The sequence below is a fragment of the Spirosoma fluminis genome, assembly GCF_054778895.1.
The window spans coordinates 211,668-230,738 of record NZ_BAAGZD010000041.1 but is presented as its reverse complement, the minus strand read 5'-3'; the positions used below and the strand labels follow the sequence as shown (position 1 = coordinate 230,738).

At 51.8% G+C, this 19,071-nt stretch carries 19 protein-coding genes; 16 read left to right on the top strand and 3 right to left on the bottom strand.

Annotated features, from left to right (window positions below):
* Positions 1–28 precede the first annotated feature (28 nt).
* From ACYVBJ_RS22930 to ACYVBJ_RS22900, 7 genes are all read left to right on the top strand, one after another.
* Positions 29–589, top strand: coding sequence for a hypothetical protein (locus tag ACYVBJ_RS22930; protein WP_460975472.1), 561 nt, complete (start codon positions 29–31; stop codon positions 587–589).
* 91 nt (positions 590–680) lie between these two features.
* Positions 681–1,532, top strand: a complete 852-nt coding sequence (locus ACYVBJ_RS22925; protein ID WP_460984629.1) for an AAA family ATPase — start codon at positions 681–683, stop codon at positions 1,530–1,532.
* A 65-nt stretch (positions 1,533–1,597) separates the two neighbouring features.
* Entirely contained in the window at positions 1,598–1,771 is a 174-nt protein-coding gene (locus ACYVBJ_RS22920) for a hypothetical protein (protein WP_460984628.1), read from the top strand.
* Between the two features lie 138 nt (positions 1,772–1,909).
* Entirely contained in the window at positions 1,910–3,124 is a 1,215-nt protein-coding gene (locus ACYVBJ_RS22915; RefSeq protein ID WP_460984627.1) for a vWA domain-containing protein, read from the top strand.
* A gap of 73 nt (positions 3,125–3,197) precedes the next feature.
* On the top strand, positions 3,198–3,668 hold the full coding sequence (locus tag ACYVBJ_RS22910; protein WP_460984626.1) for a pyrophosphohydrolase domain-containing protein: 471 nt from the start codon (positions 3,198–3,200) through the stop codon (positions 3,666–3,668).
* Positions 3,669–3,673: 5 nt separating this feature from the next.
* Positions 3,674–4,921, top strand: coding sequence for a peptidase T (gene pepT, locus ACYVBJ_RS22905; protein WP_460984625.1), 1,248 nt, complete (start codon positions 3,674–3,676; stop codon positions 4,919–4,921).
* A 4-nt stretch (positions 4,922–4,925) separates the two neighbouring features.
* On the top strand, positions 4,926–5,414 hold the full coding sequence (locus ACYVBJ_RS22900; protein ID WP_460984624.1) for a DinB family protein: 489 nt from the start codon (positions 4,926–4,928) through the stop codon (positions 5,412–5,414).
* Positions 5,415–5,483: 69 nt separating this feature from the next.
* Here the strand turns inward: ACYVBJ_RS22900 and ACYVBJ_RS22895 are convergent, their stop codons facing one another.
* Positions 5,484–7,058, bottom strand: a complete 1,575-nt coding sequence (locus tag ACYVBJ_RS22895; RefSeq protein ID WP_460984623.1) for a glycoside hydrolase family 43 protein — start codon at positions 7,056–7,058, stop codon at positions 5,484–5,486.
* A gap of 336 nt (positions 7,059–7,394) precedes the next feature.
* Between ACYVBJ_RS22895 and ACYVBJ_RS22890 the strand changes: the two genes are divergently transcribed.
* From ACYVBJ_RS22890 to ACYVBJ_RS22855, 8 genes are all read left to right on the top strand, one after another.
* On the top strand, positions 7,395–8,375 hold the full coding sequence (locus tag ACYVBJ_RS22890; protein ID WP_460984622.1) for an MBL fold metallo-hydrolase: 981 nt from the start codon (positions 7,395–7,397) through the stop codon (positions 8,373–8,375).
* 151 nt (positions 8,376–8,526) lie between these two features.
* Positions 8,527–9,165, top strand: a complete 639-nt coding sequence (locus ACYVBJ_RS22885; protein WP_460984621.1) for a ribonuclease H1 domain-containing protein — start codon at positions 8,527–8,529, stop codon at positions 9,163–9,165.
* Positions 9,166–9,172: 7 nt separating this feature from the next.
* Positions 9,173–9,877 carry a tRNA1(Val) (adenine(37)-N6)-methyltransferase gene (locus tag ACYVBJ_RS22880; protein WP_460984620.1) on the top strand — a complete coding sequence of 235 codons (705 nt, stop codon included), beginning with the start codon at positions 9,173–9,175 and terminating at the stop codon, positions 9,875–9,877.
* Positions 9,878–9,982: 105 nt separating this feature from the next.
* The gene (locus ACYVBJ_RS22875) at positions 9,983–10,975 is read left to right on the top strand and encodes a glycosyltransferase family 2 protein (RefSeq protein ID WP_460984619.1); all 993 of its coding nucleotides are present in this window, start codon (positions 9,983–9,985) and stop codon (positions 10,973–10,975) included.
* 209 nt (positions 10,976–11,184) lie between these two features.
* Positions 11,185–11,832 carry an inorganic pyrophosphatase gene (locus tag ACYVBJ_RS22870; RefSeq protein ID WP_460984618.1) on the top strand — a complete coding sequence of 216 codons (648 nt, stop codon included), beginning with the start codon at positions 11,185–11,187 and terminating at the stop codon, positions 11,830–11,832.
* 173 nt (positions 11,833–12,005) lie between these two features.
* Entirely contained in the window at positions 12,006–13,775 is a 1,770-nt protein-coding gene (sppA, locus tag ACYVBJ_RS22865; protein ID WP_460984617.1) for a signal peptide peptidase SppA, read from the top strand.
* A gap of 105 nt (positions 13,776–13,880) precedes the next feature.
* Positions 13,881–15,083, top strand: coding sequence for a helix-turn-helix transcriptional regulator (locus ACYVBJ_RS22860; protein ID WP_460984616.1), 1,203 nt, complete (start codon positions 13,881–13,883; stop codon positions 15,081–15,083).
* 80 nt (positions 15,084–15,163) lie between these two features.
* Complete coding sequence (locus ACYVBJ_RS22855; protein WP_460984615.1) at positions 15,164–16,399, top strand: acyltransferase family protein; 1,236 nt, start codon at positions 15,164–15,166, stop codon at positions 16,397–16,399.
* A 163-nt stretch (positions 16,400–16,562) separates the two neighbouring features.
* On the opposite strand, the gene ACYVBJ_RS22850 is transcribed toward ACYVBJ_RS22855, so the two are convergent.
* Positions 16,563–16,931, bottom strand: coding sequence for a hypothetical protein (locus ACYVBJ_RS22850; RefSeq protein WP_460984614.1), 369 nt, complete (start codon positions 16,929–16,931; stop codon positions 16,563–16,565).
* A 246-nt stretch (positions 16,932–17,177) separates the two neighbouring features.
* On the opposite strand from ACYVBJ_RS22850, the gene bioB reads away from it, so the two are divergent.
* Positions 17,178–18,173, top strand: a complete 996-nt coding sequence (bioB, locus tag ACYVBJ_RS22845; protein ID WP_460984613.1) for a biotin synthase BioB — start codon at positions 17,178–17,180, stop codon at positions 18,171–18,173.
* An 80-nt stretch (positions 18,174–18,253) separates the two neighbouring features.
* Here bioB and ACYVBJ_RS22840 read toward each other — a convergent pair whose 3' ends face one another.
* The gene (locus ACYVBJ_RS22840) at positions 18,254–19,018 is read right to left on the bottom strand and encodes a hypothetical protein (protein ID WP_460984612.1); all 765 of its coding nucleotides are present in this window, start codon (positions 19,016–19,018) and stop codon (positions 18,254–18,256) included.
* Positions 19,019–19,071: the final 53 nt, after the last annotated feature.

The following is a 19,071-nucleotide window of genomic DNA, read 5'->3' as shown; positions in this document are numbered from 1 at the left end:
CTAGCGGAATATCCATTACTTTTGCTGTATGGCAAATTACAGAAACGAGGGCTATGACCCGGAAGAAATAAACGCGCTCAAAGAAGAGTGTCAGCAGGAGGGTAAGTCGTTTATTTACGTCGAAGACGACGACCTGGACGTACTGGAGTCAGGCGAATGCGTTCATATTCAGTTTCCTGGGCATTATCAGGGCGAAGAAGTCATCTTCGATACGCTGGTCTATACCCTCCGGCTGCACCACAGTAGCCTTGTCTATGAGATGGCGGTTGAGCAGGTCCGCAAAACGTATCCGGAGTACGTTCCGCCCGAAGATCGGCAGCCCGGTTACAAAATTGCGCCCGAGATGGAAGAAGAGGCCGAAACCGCTTTGACCGAAATCATCGAAGAGATCGAAGAAACCGAAACGGTTAAGGTGCAGGAACACGTTGAAGTGGATACACAGTCGGACTATGGTATCGCGCTGGATGTGTGTCTGCACGTAGAAGAAATCAACGACGAGGTTATCGAAAATTTCATCCGGAGCTTCAACGCCAACGCTTTATCGCTGGACAATACGCTGTATTCGTTCACCAGCGAAAGCGAAGAATAAACCCTGTCATTCGTAGTCATGGATAGTCATTAAGTGTCAATCTTTGTACTACTTGCCATTGACGGCTGCGGGTGACTATCCATGATTACGAATGACTCTATTTTCGGGCACCGCCACCTACGTTGCCACCCGTGAGTTGAGCCTGGCCGTTAACGCGGCCATTCAACTTCAAAAGCCCTTACTCATCAAGGGTGAGCCAGGCACGGGTAAGACTCTTTTAGGGTATGAGATTGCGCAGGCACTCGGTAAACCGTTGTTTACCTGGCACGTTAAATCGACAACCTCGGCACATCAGGGTTTGTATGAGTACGATGCCGTTTCCCGATTGCGGGATTCGCAGCTGGGCGTTGGCAACGGACGGATTAACGATCTGGCCAATTACATCAGGAAAGGTAAGCTGTGGGAGGCTTTTGAGTCGGAAGAGCAGGCCGTTTTGTTGATTGATGAAATCGACAAAGCCGATATCGAGTTTCCCAATGACTTATTGCAGGAACTCGATCGGATGGAGTTCTACTGCTACGAGTTGCAGCAAACAATTTCGGCAAAGTACCGGCCCGTCGTAATCATTACCTCAAATAACGAAAAGGAACTGCCCGATGCGTTTTTGCGTCGGTGCTTTTTTCATTTCATCCGCTTCCCCGATCGGGAGACGATGCAGCAGATTGTAACGGTTCACTTCCCCAATCTGCCGCAGGAACTGATGGTGAAAGCGATGTCGGTCTTTTACAACATTCGGGACGTAAAGGCCCTGAAAAAGAAGCCGTCGACGAGTGAGCTCATCGATTGGGTACGTCTGCTGCTGGCGGCCGGAGTAACCCACGACGATTTAAGCGACCTTGACGCGCTGAATGAACTCCCGCCTTACCTTGGCTCTCTACTCAAAAACGAACAGGATACCGACCTGATGACCGCCTTACGTCGGAAAGGCGGTCGGCCGTATTAAGGGGCATTGATTAAGGCAAGGTAACGTGGAGGAAGAGGCCCCGTTACGTATTGTTTACAAAGTCGTTGGCCATCGAACGGGTTCCGTATGGCAATCGGGTTAATTCGATTCATCTCACCGGTGTCAACACGCCCATGAACGACGGGCTGGCTGCGCTAAAAGGGACGACTGCTCAGGAAATTGCCGAACGTTCGGCGGGTAATCTGTTGCCGGTTCCCTGGGTCGAGTCGAAGGACTAGGCGTCAGCAATTAGTAGTAAGGTGGAGGTCGCTTCAAAAATCAGCGTACCTCAGTTAAGCGCTAACGAAACGGCGAAAGCATTGTTATCCCGATAAGAAGCTCTTTACTTTGGGTTAGCTTCTTATTCGTTATTGCTCATGTTTCTCGACTTCTTTCTGCTTTTACGGCAACATGCTTTGCCCGTTACGTTGCCGGAGTACCTGAACTTGTTGTCGGCTCTGCGGAGCAATGTAGGCGGCACGAGTGTCGAGGATTTTTATTACCTGAGCAAGACGGCTCTTGTTAAGCATGAGCAGCACCTCGATCTGTTCGACCGGTTATTCGGCGAATACGTATCGGACAAGCAGTCAACCCCTCCCGACAGTTTACCTAGCGTACCGCCCGACTGGCTGCGGGATGCCCTCGACAGTCAGTTAACGGAAGAAGAACGGGCGGCTTTCGGACCAACGGGCGGCTTAGACACACTCTGGCAGCAACTGCGTGAACTGCTCGATCAGCAGGACGATCGTCACGAAGGCGGTAACCGGTGGATTGGTCCGGAAGGTACGTCGCCGTTTGGCACCAATGGCAAACAAGGCCCGCCCGAAGGATTTACTATGAATCCGGATGAAAACGGAAGATCGCGCGGGAATCGTTCTGCCGCTAAAATCTGGGAACAACGCGCGTACAAGAACCTTGACGACAACATTGAGCTGAATACCCGCAATCTGAAAATGGCGTTGCGTCGGCTCCGCATCTTAACCCGCGAAGGAACCGAAGACGAGCTGGATATCGATAAAACCATCGACAGCACAAGTCGCAATGCGGGGTATCTGGACATAAAAATGCAGCCCTCCCGCCAGAATCGGGTGAAAGTGCTGATGCTGTTTGATGTGGGCGGGTCGATGAACGAACACATTGAACTCTGCTCGCATTTGTTCTCGGCGGCTCGCTACCAGTTTAAGCACCTTGAGTTCATGTATTTTCATAACTGCGTTTACGAAACATTATGGAAAGACAACTCGCGCAGACGGGAGCGTGTACCAACCTGGGAGGTGCTGCACAAGTACAATAAAGAGTACAAAGTGATTTTTGTGGGCGATGCCGCCATGGCGTCTTACGAGATTACGATGGCTAAGGGCAGCGTTGAGCACTACAATGAAGAAGCAGGAATCGTCTGGCTCGATCGCTTTAAAGCGCAGTATCCGCACATAGTCTGGCTAAATCCCAATATAGCCGCGTATTGGACATACACGCACAGCACTCAACTCATTCGTGAATGGTCGGGTAATCGCATGTTCCCGTTAACACTCAACGGCCTGGAGCAGGCGATGAAGTGCCTGAAGAATCCTAAAATCACCTTTATTCCCTGACAGATTCTGTTGGTCTGGGTTGTGGGCTTATTTTTGCGGGCATAAGCATCTCCCGAATTAACAGAACCTGACCATGCAGCAACCGGATTCTTTGAACCAGGTGGCGGAGTTCCACCGTACCTGTCATGCACCAATCTTAGAGACACCTCAGGTCCCACCACCGGCCAGAGCCCAACTGCGGGTGTCGTTGCTGGCGGAAGAACTCGATGAATTTCGCGATGCTATTGCTGAGGGCGATATTGTAGCCGTTGCGGATGCCCTCTGCGATTTACAATACGTACTGTCGGGCGCGGTGCTGGAGTTTGGTCTGGGCGACAAATTCAAGGCGTTATTCGATGAAGTTCAGCGCTCCAACATGAGCAAAGCCTGCCTGACCGTCGAAGAAGCGGAGGCCACCGTAGCGCAATACCAGGCGAAGGGGGTAGACTGCCATTACGTTGAGTCGGACGGCAAATTCCTGGTGTATCGCGACGCCGATCACAAAACCCTGAAAAGCGTAAACTATTCACCCGCTGATCTAAAGGCAATTATAGAAGGCCGTTAATGACCATGAACAACTACCAATATACTGTCGTTGACCGGTTTCTGCGTTACGTGCAGATCGACACGCAGTCGGACCCGCAGTCAACGGCGAATCCGAGCACCGAGAAACAGAAAGACCTGAGCCGCGTTTTGGTGCAGGAACTGCTGCAAATGGGCATTGCCGATGCCGAACTTGACGAATGGGGTTACGTATACGCTACTATTCCAGCGAATACCGATAAGGCAAATGTGCAGACGATCTGCTTCTGCTCGCACGTAGATACTTCGCCTGACGTAACGGGGGCGGGGGTAAAGCCCATTATTCACCGCAACTGGAATGGCTCTGACATTGTGTTGCCCGACGATTCGGCCCAGGTGATCCGAATAGCTGACCATCCGGATTTGAAGCAGCAGATCGGCAATGACATCATTACGGCCAGTGGCATTACGTTGCTCGGGGCCGACAATAAGGCGGGCGTTGCCGAAATCATGGATGCCGCCCATTACTTACTGACGCATCCCGACGTAAAACACGGTCGGATTCGCCTGCTGTTTACGCCCGACGAAGAGGTTGGCCGGGGGACGGAGAAGGTAGATATTCAAAAACTGGGGGCTGATTTTGGTTATACCATCGACGGTGAAGCCCTGGGGACGCTGGAAGATGAAACGTTCTCGGCCGATGCGGTAACCATTACCATTCAGGGCGTGAGTACACACCCCGGCTTTGCCAAAGGCAGACTCGAAAACGCCCTGAAAATTGCCGCCGGTCTGTTAGCCGCACTGCCCAAGGACACGCTCTCTCCCGAAACGACCGAAGCCAAAGAAGGCTTTGTGCATCCAACCCGATTCGAAGGAAATCAGGATACGGCCGTTGTGGAATTTATCATCCGTGATTTCAACGAAGCGGGACTCCATGAGAAAGAAGATTACCTGAAAGGCAAGCTCGACCAGGTATTAGTCCACTACGCTGGCTCGTCGGCCCAGTTTGTGGTAAAGGAGCAGTACCGCAACATGAAAGAAGTGCTTGATCAGCACCCGGCTGTGGTTGAAAACGCGCTGGAGGCCATCCGGCGCACGGGTTTATCGGCCGAACGACGTAGCATTCGGGGTGGTACGGATGGGTCAAGACTATCGTTTATGGGGCTGCCGTGCCCAAATATCTTCGCGGGTGAACACGCGTTTCATTCCCGGTTAGAATGGGTGTCGGTACAGGATATGCAGAAAGCGGTTGACGTCATTGTCAATCTCGTACAGGTTTGGGAAGAACAGGCGTAGTAAGATGGAAACAGATTTTAAGTCGCTAAGCCAATCGTTCGTGACGCTGTATGCGCGGGATTTAAGTCGTCTGACGCAACAGATAGAGGCTTACAATGACGAGCGTGTGCTTTGGGAAATCAGGCCGGGAATCATCAACTCGGCGGGTAACCTCTGTTTGCACCTGATCGGAAACCTGAATACGTACATCGGTGATAACCTGGGTAAGATCAGCTACGTACGGGACCGCCCCGCCGAGTTTTCCGACAAGCACATTCCGAGAGCTATCCTGCTAAACAGACTACAGGAAACGAAGACGCGGGTAACGAGTACTTTAGAGAAACTCACTGACGATCAACTGGGGAATCTATTTCCAGATGAGGTGTTAGGCTACCCTATGACTGTTCATTACTTCCTGGTACACCTGGCGGGCCATCTGAACTATCACCTTGGCCAAATCGATTACCACCGCCGGTTGCTAACGCAGGGGCAAACGATTACATATCAGAACTAAGAAGGGAAGGCAGTCAGACCGTAGCGTAAATTGTGAACAGCTATTGGCACATAGGGCTGGCGAACCAGCTCAGGACTCGTCATAGTGGATCGACAGTGCACGAACCCGGCTACTCGCCTGATCTTTGCCACTGACATTAATCCCGGCACGCGGTGCCCGGTCCCAACGGGGCAGAAACGAGCCATCTAACGCTACATCGGTTATTCGGGTGTAATCACCTGCTTTGGTGCGCCAGCCGAATTCATAAAACTGCCCCTTCTGACTCCGAATTTCCAGCGTAACCGAAGCGGTACCTTCCGGTATTGACTGTGCCTTTAGAACGTTACGTGTTCCCGCCTTAATCTGCCAGAGTTCAAGCGATCCCTGCCCAATGCCGAGTCCTAACTGGTTCTGCGCATCACCATACAGGCACACACTTTGGCGTAAATCGGCCTGGGGAATGATGTCGGCCGATAGGGTATAGGTTCCTTTCTTGATGACGAGGCCCAGAAAAGTGCCTGCCTGACCTGAGCCCTTGTTGACCAGTTGCAACTGACCCTGCTTAACGCTATAGGCTGGCTTAGAAAGACTCACATCCCAGACCCAGGGAACGTCAGTCGGAGCCTGGCTAAACTTAACCGATAGGTCTGATTGACGCTTCTGAATCGCCTGAAGCGGTGACGCTGCCTGGGTAGGCGTTGCGTGCCCATACCGAAAAGCGGGCCATTGGCTTTTGTCATCCCAGATCAACTCACTCAGCACGCCCTGACGGCCGGTAGAGGTAAAATCGACGCCATTGTAGGCGTGGTGCAGGTAGAAGTAGCGCTGATTGGGCGTTAGCACAACAGTTCCGTGTCCGGGACATTTCCAGGCGTCGTCACTGACCAATAACGGATTGTTAGCGTATTTCTCCCAGGGGCCGCGTAGGGTCTGGGCGCGGGCTACGCCAACCTGATAGTTACATTGCGCTCCGCAACAGGCGTTGCCCGAATAGAGCATATAGTAGTAGTCTCCTCGTTTAAAAATCGCTTGCCCTTCGGCTCCTCCCTTCTCCCAATTGTTTGCATCCGCCTTGATGAGGGTAAACGCCTGACCAGTAACCTTGAGTCCGTCGGCCGATAGTTCAGCACCCAGAAGTTCAATGGACCTGCCTTTATCCAGGCCGTAGGCTTTCCAGGTAATGAAGAGTTTGCCGGCCTCGTCAATGATAAACGGATCAATCGCTTCGCTGGTCCATTCCAGTAACAAGCCGTGGTCGGTAAACCCTTTCGTCAGGTCGCGGCTCGTAGCAACGCCGATAAACGAACGCTGGTCGGTTTTTCGCCGAGCCGTGTAATACACGTAGTACGTCTCATTCCGGTAGAACAGCTCCGGAGCCCAATAGCTGCCCATTGTCCACTGCGGCAGTTCGTTAAACACAGGTCCAGCATAGCTCCAGTTCACGAGGTCTTTTGAGGTGTAAATAGGATATGCTGGTGCCCACTCCGAAGAGGTTCCAACGGCGAAGTAGGTATCGCCGACCCGAATGACGGAAGGATCGGCAAAATCGCCCGCAATAACCGGATTTGTGTAAGTGGACTTAGGGTTAGGCGACTGAGCAGGTTGGGCTGACGCCTGTACGAGTACGGCCAGGAGACCGACAAGGGTAAGAAAAAAGGTTCTCATCCGGGATTGCCTGAGGCTGAAAGGAAGCTGATGGTAGAGTAAGCAAAAGCTATTTAACGAGACGAAGATAAGTAGCTGAACTGACCGTTCCGCATAAACTGAGCATTCCGCTACGGAATCATAATTGATCACCGTGTTTTAATCGTACCCGTTACGTATAATGATGCTGTCAGGCAGGTTGCAGAGAGGTAGCGATAGAGGTAACATCCGCAACTGGTGCAGGCGACCTTCGCAGTCCGCTGCCTGTTGAGTCTAAGTAGGCTGGAGTCAGTAGACTAGTTGGCTGAACAATCTAGTAAGTGGCTGGGTTGATACGTCTAACCAATCTTAACGTATATGGAAAGCCAATTCGAACTCGATGCACCGGTGGATACAAGTGCACCGTCGCCTTATGACGTAACAACCGACGTTCACGGTCTGAAAACCTTGTTTGTCAACGTCTTTTTTATTGGTCAGCCGGGTGCTGGTAATCCGTGGGTACTGATAGATGCTGGTTTGCCGGGTTACACTGGACAAATCAAGAAAAAAGCCGAACAGTTATTCGGGTCAAATGCGAAGCCTGAGGCCATTGTGCTCACGCATGGACACTTCGATCACACGGGCTCGCTGAAGTCTTTGTTGAAAGAATGGGACGTACCGGTGTATGCCCATCCGTTGGAAATGCCATACCTGACGGGTAAGTCAAGCTACCCACCGCCAGATCCGGCCATTGGTGGCGGAATGATGTCGTATACCTCGTTCATCTTCCCGATTGGTCCCGACGATTACGGAGATAAGGTTAAACCTTTACCCGAAAACGGGACGATTCCGGAATTGTCAGACTGGCGCGTTATTCACACACCCGGCCACGCACCGGGTCACATTTCGCTATTTCGAGACAAGGACCGCACGCTGATTGTCGGCGATGCCTTTGTGACGACAAATCAGAATGCGGCTTCGGCGGTGGCGACCCAACGCGAAGAGTTTCATGGTCCACCTGCTTATTTTACCTGCGACTGGCAGGCCGCGAAACAGTCAGTACAAAAGCTGGCTGCGCTGAATCCACGCGCTGCCGGAACGGGTCATGGTGTATCTGTGCGCGGTCTCGATCTTGAATTAGGGCTAAACCGGCTGGTACACAGCTTTGAAGAGATGTCGATTCCGTCGGAAGGGCGGTACGTAAAACAACCCGCCGTGACTGACGAGAATGGTATTGTCGATATGCCGTCGCCAACCTCCTATAACGTAGCGAGGGCGATCGGCTGGGGACTCGTCGCCGGATTGCTCCTGTACACATTCTGGCCCGGCAGCAGTCAGGACGACGAAGACGACGATTAGAAAAAAGTAAAATAGGCATAAACCAAAGCAGCTCAACTACGTAGTTGAGCTGCTTTGGTTTATGTACCAACTGGTAAACCATAATTTAAGTGAATAGAACAGAACAAACACCGGCTTGTCATTACTTTTGCAGGACTAAGTTGATGTGAATATGGCTCAGAAAAAGCCTAAATTTTATGTGGTCTGGCGAGGGCGCGAGGCTGGCGTGTTTGATACGTGGGAAGCGTGTCAGAAACAAACCGCGGGCTTCGATGGCGCCCTGTTTAAATCATTTGATACCAAAGCGGCCGCGCTTAAAGCCTTTAAAGATAAGCCACACCTCCACATCGGCCAGGTTAAAGCGGGCGGGTCAACAAGCCAGAAAATTCCGGGTCTGGTGGGCAACCCGATCGAAGATAGTCTGGTAGTAGATGCCGCCTGGAACACGGCAACGGGCGATATGGAATATCAGGGCATTTATTTAGCCACGAAGCAGAAAGTGTTTCTGAAGGGCCCTTATTTCGATGGCACAAATAACATCGGCGAGTTTCTGGCGATTGTGCATGCCCTCGCTTTGCTTCACCAGAAAGGCAGCAACATTCCTGTATATTCCGACTCCAGAACGGCCATTGGCTGGGTGAAGAAAAAGAAAGCCAACACGAAGCTGGAAGAAACGCCACGTAACGCGGACCTGTTTGAACTGCTCGACCGGGCCGAAAGCTGGCTGCAAACCCATCGGTACGCCAATCCGGTACTGAAGTGGGAAACAACGGTTTGGGGAGAAAATCCGGCTGATTTCGGTCGCAAATAATCTGATCGTGTTTCGCTTCAAGCAATTTACCATTCAGCAAGATCGCACGGCCATGAAGGTTTGCACCGATGCCTGTGTGCTGGGGGCCTACGCGAACGTAACCGGAACCCGTATTCTGGATATTGGTACGGGGACTGGCTTGCTGGCGCTGATGGCGGCACAGCGAAACACGACGGCAGTCGTTGATGCCGTTGAGGTCGATGAATCAGCCTACAGGCAAGCTGTCGAGAACGTAGTGAATAGCCCGTTCGCGGCTCAGGTACACCTAACGCACAGTCGCATACAGGATTTCGCCCTTTCCGATACGTACGAGCGCTACGACTGCATCCTGACCAATCCGCCGTTCTACACCAACCACCTCCGCTCTCCTGATGCCGCCGTTAATCGAGCATTACATACCGACGAATTGCCGTTTTCAGACTTGCTCGAAGCGGTTGTTCAACTGCTAAGTACCGATGGACAGTGGTGGGTTTTGCTGCCGCCTTACGAGGCCGGAAAGCTGAGGCAGCTAGCCCAGGCTCACGGATTAAGCCCGTTTCAGCGGTTGGCGTTACGTCATCAGGCAACGAAGCCTGTTTTCCGGGTGATTACGGGCTTCTCATTGGTGCAGCAACAGGTAAAGAACGACGCACTGACTATTTACGAACCGGATGGGCGAACCTATACGGCTGACTTTCGTGAACTCCTGCGCGATTTTTACCTGATTTTTTAAATCTCTTTCCGACCTTTACCAGTGAATTGATGCGCTGTAATTTGCGTTTATAGAGTAAATCAGTCGCCAATACCCGTTTTTGGCGCATCGTTCGAAAATCAGTACATGACCCAATCGCTTCAACTTACCGTTCTCATTCCGCTCTACAACGAAGAGGAGTCGTTGCCAGAATTACACGACTGGATCGTGCGGGTGGTTACGGAGCAGAATTACACGTACGAAATTTTATTCGTCGACGACGGCAGCACCGACGATTCTTGGGCCGTTGTTGAGCGGCTGGCGAGCATTAACGCGAACGTGCGCGGCATTCGCTTTAACCGCAATTACGGGAAAACAGCCGCCCTGCAGACCGGTTTTCAGGCCGTTCGCGGGCAGGTCGTCATTACGATGGATGCCGATTTGCAGGACAGTCCCGACGAGATTCCGGAGCTGTACCGGATGATTGTTGAGGATAAATACGATCTGGTGTCGGGCTGGAAACAGAAACGCTACGACCCACTGACCAAAACATTGCCCACCAAACTGTTCAATGCGGTTTCGCGCTGGATTTCGGGCGTGCAGCTCCACGATTTTAATTGCGGGCTCAAGGCCTACAAGCAGAAAGTAGTGAAGTCGATTGCGCCCACTCTGTATGGTGATATGCACCGAAACCTACCCATCGTAGCCAATTGGAACGGGTTTAGCCACATCGGCGAGAAGGTTGTTCAGCACCGGGCTCGTAAGTACGGAACCACCAAGTTCGGTCTGGAACGCTTTGTGAATGGCTTTCTGGACGTACTGGTTATTGCGTTCGTGCATCGGTTCAGCAAACGACCCATGCACTTTTTTGGTACGTTCGGTACGTTGTCATTCTTTATCGGGACCGTGCTCGCGCTCTGGCTTATTGTCGATAAGCTGATCAATATTGCGCAGGGCGTGAAGTTTCGGAATGCGACCGACAACCCCCTTTTTTATTTTGGTCTGGTGGCCATTATTCTAGGTGTTCAGCTGTTTCTGGCCGGATTTCTGGGCGAGATGCTGGTCCGGCAAAGCTTAAACCGGTCCGGAGAGTACCAGGTTGCCGAACGGGTTGGCTTTCTGGAAACGATGTCGATTTAGGCTAAGACATTCTTTCCGTCTAGAAAAGAACGGCCCGTTTAAACGAAAAAACGCGGCTTATCCGTTTCCCTTCGTACTTTTGTGCGCATTCAGGGCATTCCGCCCGCTTTATGTCAGGCCATACTGGCCATTCAGGACGTAAAGCGGGCGGAATGTTTGTTTTTGCTCTCCAACAAACACAGATTATTCCAGTTTTTTCTTAAAATCGTATGCAAGCATTTTTTGAGCCGACACAACTCGACCCGATGGCAAAAACTCCTTCTAAAGCACATCCCTGGCATGGTATCTCGCCCGGCGAAAACGCTCCGGACATCATCACCGCCTTTATTGAAATCGTTCCGACCGATACGGTTAAATATGAAATTGATAAAGAATCGGGCTATCTGAAAATTGATCGCCCTCAGCAGTATTCCAACATTATCCCGGCGCTCTACGGTTTTGTGCCCCGTACATTCTGTGGTGACCGGATTGCTCGTTTAGCCTCCGAGCGGTCGGGTCGACTGATTGAGATGGGCGATGGTGACCCACTTGATATTTGCGTCCTGACCGAACGCGAGATCACGCACGGCGATATTCTGCTGCAAGCCATCCCGATCGGTGGATTCCGCCTGATCGACAAAGGCGAAGCGGACGATAAGATCATTGCTGTCCTGAAAGGTGATGCGATGTTTGGTCAGTACGACGATCTGAGCGACTTGCCCGAAGCCGTTGTTAAGCGGCTCCGTCATTACTTCCTGACGTATAAAAACCTGCCTGGCGAGCCCGCCGTTATGGAACTGGCCAATATCTACGGCCGGGAAGAAGCGCTCGAAGTGATCCGCACCTCAATGCAGGATTACGCCGAGATGCCAGCCTAGTCGACCGGACAGGGACCAGACTCATGGATAGCCTGTGCGGAAGCATAGGCTTTTTCTGTTTTTCGACCACTTATCCGTCCATTGGCACACTTAACATTTTTCCTGCGTAGTGGGTAAATCCTGGCGTACTTTTGTTCATTATGTGTAGTAAGCACACAACTAGTTTATGATTCATGCGACAGTTTCTTAAGTACGTTCTAGCCACCATTATCGGGCTTTTATTGTTTTCGTTCATCGGCTTCTTGCTGCTAGTCGGTTTTACGGTAGCCGTGTCGTCATCGGCCAATTCCAAAACCGATTTGAAGGAAAATTCTGTGTTGAAAATTGATCTTGACAAACCCATTCAGGAACGTGGTGCCGACAACCCGTTTAATGGGGCATTTGGCAGTTCTGGCGATGCGTTGGGCCTGATTGAGATCAAGCAGGCGTTGAAGGCGGCTAAAGAAGACGATAACATCGAAGGCATTTATCTGCAGACCGAAAATCCGAATGCGGGTTGGGCCACTCTCGAAGAGGTCCGTAACGCGCTGATCGACTTCAAGCAATCGAAGAAGTTCGTGTATACCTATGCCGAGCGGATGACCGAAAAAGGCTATTACCTCGCGTCGGTTGCCGATAAAATCTACCTCAACCCAACGGGCGATCTGGAATGGAACGGCCTGAATGCGGAGCTTACGTTCTTCAAAGGAACGCTCGATAAGCTGGGGATCAAGGCCGAAATTTTCCGGGTGGGCGAATTCAAAAGTGCCATCGAGCCCTTTATTCGTGAGGATATGAGCGAGCCGAATAAGCGGCAGGTTACGTCCTTCCTGAGTTCGATCAACGATCACATGCTGGTCCGGGTAGCCCAGAGCCGTGGCCTGCGCGTCGATTCGCTGAAACGGTACGCGGATAACCTGACCATTCAGACACCCGAAGATGCCTTACGTACCAAGCTGGTCACGAACGTTGGCTATCAGGATGAAATCGAAAGTGTGATTAAGAAGCAACTGGGCATTGACGAGAAAAAGAAGATCAACTACATCTCGCTCAACAAATACCAGGATGCCGATAAAAGCAATGACGCGAACAGCGAAGGCAGCGGCAAGAACCGTATCGCGGTCATCGTGGCTTCGGGCGATATTAACTCGGGTAAGGGCGATGACAACAGCATTGGCTCGGAAACCATTGCCGAAGAGATTCGGAAGGCACGACTCGACGACAAAGTAAAGGCGATTGTGTTACGTGTCAACTCGGGTGGGGGCGATGGGACCGCTTCGGACGTCATGTACCGGGAGGTGGAACTGGCCCGTAAGGTGAAACCCGTCATTGGCTCGATGTCTGATTACGCAGCCTCGGGTGGCTATTATATGCTGATGGGCTGTAACAAGATTGTGGCTCAGCCCAATACCATTACGGGTTCTATTGGCGTCTTCTCGCTGCTGTTCAATACCGAAGGGTTCTTTAAAGAAAAGCTCGGCGTTACGTATGACCGGGTGAAAACCAACGCCAACTCTGATTTTCCGTCGGTTACGCACGAGATGACACCGTTTCAGAAGCAGGTAATTCAGAAAGGGGCCGACCGGTTCTATACTATCTTTACCAGCAAGGTAGCCGCTGGTCGCAAAATTTCGGTCGATAGTGTGCGGGCCATTGCCGGTGGCCGTGTGTGGACCGGGACGCAAGGGAAAGCCATTGGGTTGGTAGACCAGCTCGGGGGCTTAGATGATGCGATTAAACTGGCGGCCCAAACCGCAAAGCTGAACGAAGGTGACTACCGGCTGAAGTACCAACCTCGCAAGAAAGAGTTCTTTGAGCAACTGATGCGGGCGTTTGGCGATAGCGAAGATACGCAGGTTCAGGCGCAGCTCGGTGAGCTGGCGCCGTACGTAAAATACCTGAAAAAGCTCAAAACGATGCAGGGTATTCAGGCCCGGTTGCCGTTTGAGATGGAGATTCGATAATAAGTTTGGTTTGCCTGAATCGTTAGACCTACAAGACGTAAGAAGCTTGTAGGTCTTTTTTTGCCTATCGGCTTTTTTTACCTTGCAACCCGTAACGCCTGTTCCATGCAGACCCTCCCCATTCATCTCGATCTGTTTGCGCTGGTCATGCTGCTGGGCGTGGCGCAGGCGATTTTTCTGGGAGTGTTTTTTCTGACCGGCAAGCGGGGCCGGAGCGTCGCTAATCGCTGTCTGGGTTTATTTACGCTGGCTGTATCGGCCGTAGAGGGCGAAATTTTTCTCAACTACACCAACTACACGTTTCGGGCGTTGTGGACGGTCGATTTTGCCGAACCGTTCAACTTCACGCTGGCCCCGCTGTTGTATTTCTATGTGTTCAGCCGAATCTACCAGCGACTTCCCCGGTACTGGGCCTGGCATTTTCTGCCTTTTGGCATCTGGCTGGCTAACGCCGTTACGTGGTTTTACCAGCCCACGGAGTTCAGATACAACTCCTACCTGTATTCCTGGCATCCCGAACTTCCGGTTGTACCCGTCGAGCCGTACCTGCATGAGGATTTCACGGGTCTGCGGGGGTATATCAATGAGATGACCTTGCTGAGTTGCCTGATTTATGCTGTACTGGCGCTGCTGACCATTCGGAACGCAATCCGCCGGAACCCCACGCTGCGGTCGTCGGCCAGGCTCAGCGTATTACGCATCCTCAGTTGGCTGTTTGCCCTGGTACCATTTCTGATCATGCTGGTAAAACCGCAGTTCTACAACGACCTTGGCGATTACCTGCTGGCTACGTATATGTCTGCTACCATCTATGCCATAAGTTTTCTGGTAATGCGGGGATCTGATTTTATGAGCGTTGAGCCCGTGGAGGGCGTAACCGATCTGATCGAGCTGCCCCAACCTGTGGCCGAACCCAGAAAGAAATACGAAAAATCATCCTTATCGGAAGAAGTTGAAGAAGTTGTTCTGCAAAAATTGGCCCGACTCATGGAGATCGAAAAGCCGTATCTGCAAAGCGACTTATCGCTGCCAAAATTAGCCGGGCGATTAAACACCACTCCGCATCATCTCTCCCAGTTACTGAACGACCGGCTGGAGCAAAGTTTTTTCGATCTGCTCGCTACGTACCGAATCCGCGAAGCCCAGGCGATTTTGCAGGACCCCGCTACGTCCTATCTGAAGATTGACGAGATCGCCGAGCGGGTTGGCTATAACTCGCCTTCCGCCTTTCACACTGCTTTTAAGCGCCTGACCAACCAGACACCGGCGCAATTTCGGGCCACGGCAACTTCGTCCCGGTCGGCATGAACTTCGAAATCGTCGGCAAATAGGCCATTTGGATTGGTCTGTGTTCACTTTTGGGCCATCGAACCAACCTTGTGTTTCTAATGGCTCTTCCTGTGCAACCGAATCCGGATCTATCCTCCCTGGCAAATATTACCACTGATTCAACCCGTACTACACTGGCCGAGGGCCAGCTGACCGGGCGCCGGTACGATCTCGACTGGCTTCGGATCATCGCCATTCTGACCCTGCTTTTTTACCATACGGGCATGATCTACGTGTCGTGGGGCTGGCATATCCAAAGCGCTGAAACCAGCCGGTCGTTCGAGTGGGTGATGCAGTGGTTGCACCGCTGGCGCATGCCGTTACTCTTTTTCATATCGGGCGCAGGTACGTTTTTCGCCCTGCGTAAACGTTCGTACGGAGCGTATGCGGGCGAGCGCGTTCAGCGCTTATTCGTGCCGCTGGCGTTTGGTATGTTCGTGGTTGTGCCCCCCCAGATTTACATCGAGTGGTTATTTCGGAAAAGGTTTGTGGGCAGCTATGCTGATTTCTATCCCGAAGTTTTCAAGTTTCAGCCATACCAGGATGGGGGAACTGGTGGCGCGTTTAGCTGGCACCACCTCTGGTTTGTCGCGTACCTGTTTCTATACGCCCTCATTAGCATTCCTTTCTTTCGCTGGCTCAAGCAGGCGAGTGGTCAGCGATTCATAGACCGGATTAGTCGCCTAATTGCTAAATCGGGCGGGGCCATGTGGCTGATGATCGTAGTCGTTGCGCTCAGCCAGTATACGCTACGTCCCTTTTACCCCGACGAGACCCATGCTCTGACAAACGACTGGGCGTATTTTGTGGAGAACTTACTGTTGTTCTGGTTTGGTTACGTATTGATCAGCCGTCGGGAGTTCTGGTCGCTATTGACCGATCAGCGCCGATATTTTTTAGCCGCCACCTTCGTGTTTACGGTAGTTCTGTACGGTATGAGGATGCTCTTTACGTACCAGGAAATCGACACCATCTTCTGGGTTGACGTTACGTATTTCACCAACGGGTTGTGCCTGATGGTGGCGTCTGTGCTGGCTACGATTGGGTATGGGTATCGCTATTTGAACATCAACCGGCCCATTTTGCGTCATCTGAACGAAGCGGTGTACCCGTTTTACATCCTGCACCAGACCGTTATTGTCATCATCGGTTATTTCGTGCTGACCAGAACCCGCTTAGGTGTGTACGATGGGTTTCTCGCAGTTAGCTTTTCTACCCTGGCAGTTTGTGCCGCTCTGTATCTGCTGTTGATTCGTCCGTTCAAAGTAACCCGCTTATTTTTCGGCGTAAAATAAGAACGTAACGCAACTCTTGCGCCATGCGTTACGTATGGACGATGTGCCCGCAGTGGGTACGTTATCAACCTATAGTGGTATGCCGCAGGCATGACGTTCACTCGTCGGCCTGCGGTTTTATTCGCTACTAATCCAGTAAAATTAGCCAGTTCACCTACCGAAACTAATAGGTTATCCACCTCGTGCTGTTGTCGGTTCTAATCAGTTCAGTGCCGCTGATAATTTTGAATCTGACGGATGTGGGCAGACCGGATGCGGGTTGTATTTTAATCTGGTTGTTAGTCCGGGTATATGTACTACGCACGATAATGTCTCCTCCACCCAGTAACAGATTGACCTGACCATTGGCTGAAAACAGAATCCATTCCACACAGTTAAATTCCTGGTTAACGGATCGACGTTTCTGGCAATCGGCTTCGCTTACCAGGTCATGTTTGTAGCGTTGCTCGGATTGAAAAGGTTCTTCGCGGCAGGCGCTTACTACCAGTCCCGTCAGCAGTAAAAACGAAATAACCTGGCTACCAATTTTCATGCGCTGAATAAGATTTATGGCATGACCCTATGCAGGCTGAAAAGGTTGGAGTAGGAGAGGCTGCGTCTTTTTCGGTAAGCAGCTATCTCCGTCGTTAATTGATCGCAGTTCATTCGTAAACAGTCAAACCGAAGCAGTCTGCCCAATTTTTATTGTCCATATCCCCTTGACCCCTTAACTTTACTCGTTCACGAGGCAGACTTACTGAGTCTTGCCTGCTTTCATTAAGCTATCTATTATAGGAATATGATTCGTACTGACTGGACCCGCGCCGAAATTGCCGCTATATACAACTCACCGGTTCTGGAATTGATTTATCAGGCGGCTACTGTTCATCGCCAGCACCACGACCCGCAGGAAGTACAGGTGTGTACGCTTTTGTCGGTGAAGACGGGTGGTTGCCCCGAAGATTGTGCCTACTGCCCGCAGGCCGCTCGCTACCACACCAACGTAAAGGTGCACAAACTTATGGAAGTCGATGAGGTGCTGACGGCCGCCCAACGCGCCAGAGACACCGGGAGTACGCGTTTCTGCATGGGTGCCGCCTGGCGGGAAGTGCGCGATAACCGCGATTTCGACAAGGTGCTGGAAATGGTGCAGGGCGTTAACGAGATGGGGCTGGAAGTCTGCTGTACGCTGGGTATGCTCAGTGAAAGTCAGGCGCAGAAGTTGAAAGACGCCGGTTTATACGCCTACAATCATAACCTCGACACAAGCGAAGAATATTACGGAGACATTATCAGCACCCGAACCTACGACGACCGGCTAAGTACCATTGGGCACGCTCGTAAAGCGGGCATCTCGGTCTGTTCCGGTGGTATCATCGGTATGGGTGAATCGGAGGTGGACCGCATTGGTATGCTGCACACGCTGGCTACCCTGCCCGAACACCCTGAATCTGTACCCGTCAATGCGCTGGTACCGGTAGAAGGAACCCCGCTCGAAGACCAGCCTCGGGTGTCGGTTTGGGAAATGGTCCGGATGATTGCTACGGCACGTATCATTATGCCGAAGGCGATGGTACGCTTGTCGGCTGGTCGCGTTCGGATGAATACCGAAGAACAGGCGCTGTGTTTTCTGGCCGGTGCCAACTCGATCTTCGCAGGTGATAAGCTGCTGACGACCCCTAACCCTGATGAAGACGCTGACCAGCAGTTATTCCAGACTTTGAACATTCGCCCTCGGAAGGCTTTCAAGAATCAGGATCAGCCTGCGGTGGTGTTTGAGCAGATTCCGTTATGAAGAAAAGCGTTTCCCTGTTCATCGAAAAGGCCACCAAACAGGTGGCCTTTTCGATGACGAAGATAGTGAACGACTAGCCGTTAATTCCAGTTGGCTTCACCGTGGCTGAAGCGATCCAGAATAACTTCGGCGAGACTCGTTGCCTTCTGCTGCCGTTGTGCTGTTGTCCCTTTCATCTGCACGCCAACGTTAACAATATGATTGTTGTAAAGGACATGCAGGGTATTCTTAGCCGGTTCCCAAACGGCTTTATCGCCAATGCCCGGCATCGCGACAAAACGACCGGTGCTAACGGCTGGTTTCGTGAACTGAGCCGCAACTGGTGGTATGCCCGATACTGATTCCGATGAGTCGTTTGCTGATGTTGCGTCGTCATCTACGTCGGCGGTTGCGCCACCTTTAGGTTCAATGGCTGGCCGCTCGGCTCCGGTTCCTTCCGGTTCAGGGCCGGTGTACGTAGGCTTTTGCTGCGTAGCGCCCATCTGACCAGATACCGGGCCTGCATTGTTCTGGAACATTTTATTGAATTCGTACTCAGCCTGGTACATCGACTGATACGGTTTTGGCCCACCAAACGAAATACTAACTGAGCCAGTGGCCCATCGGAACTGACAGCCTTCCTGGCTATCGAGCGCTTCGAATTTATCGGTTGGTTTAATGTCAAATGCGTCTTCAATGTACCCTTCATTCAGCGAGTTGCAGGGCTCGTCGTAGCCAAAGCGGTGATCTTCGCTGAGCATCCACACCCCCGATACTTCGCGGGCCAAATCAGCATCACCCGTTCCGGCGGCATTGTTGGTGTTGTCCGTATTAGTGGAGTCGGCGCCGGTAAAGCACGAGGTCATACAAAGAAGTGGAAAAGCCAGTATGAGCAATTTGGTTTTCATAAATACAGAAT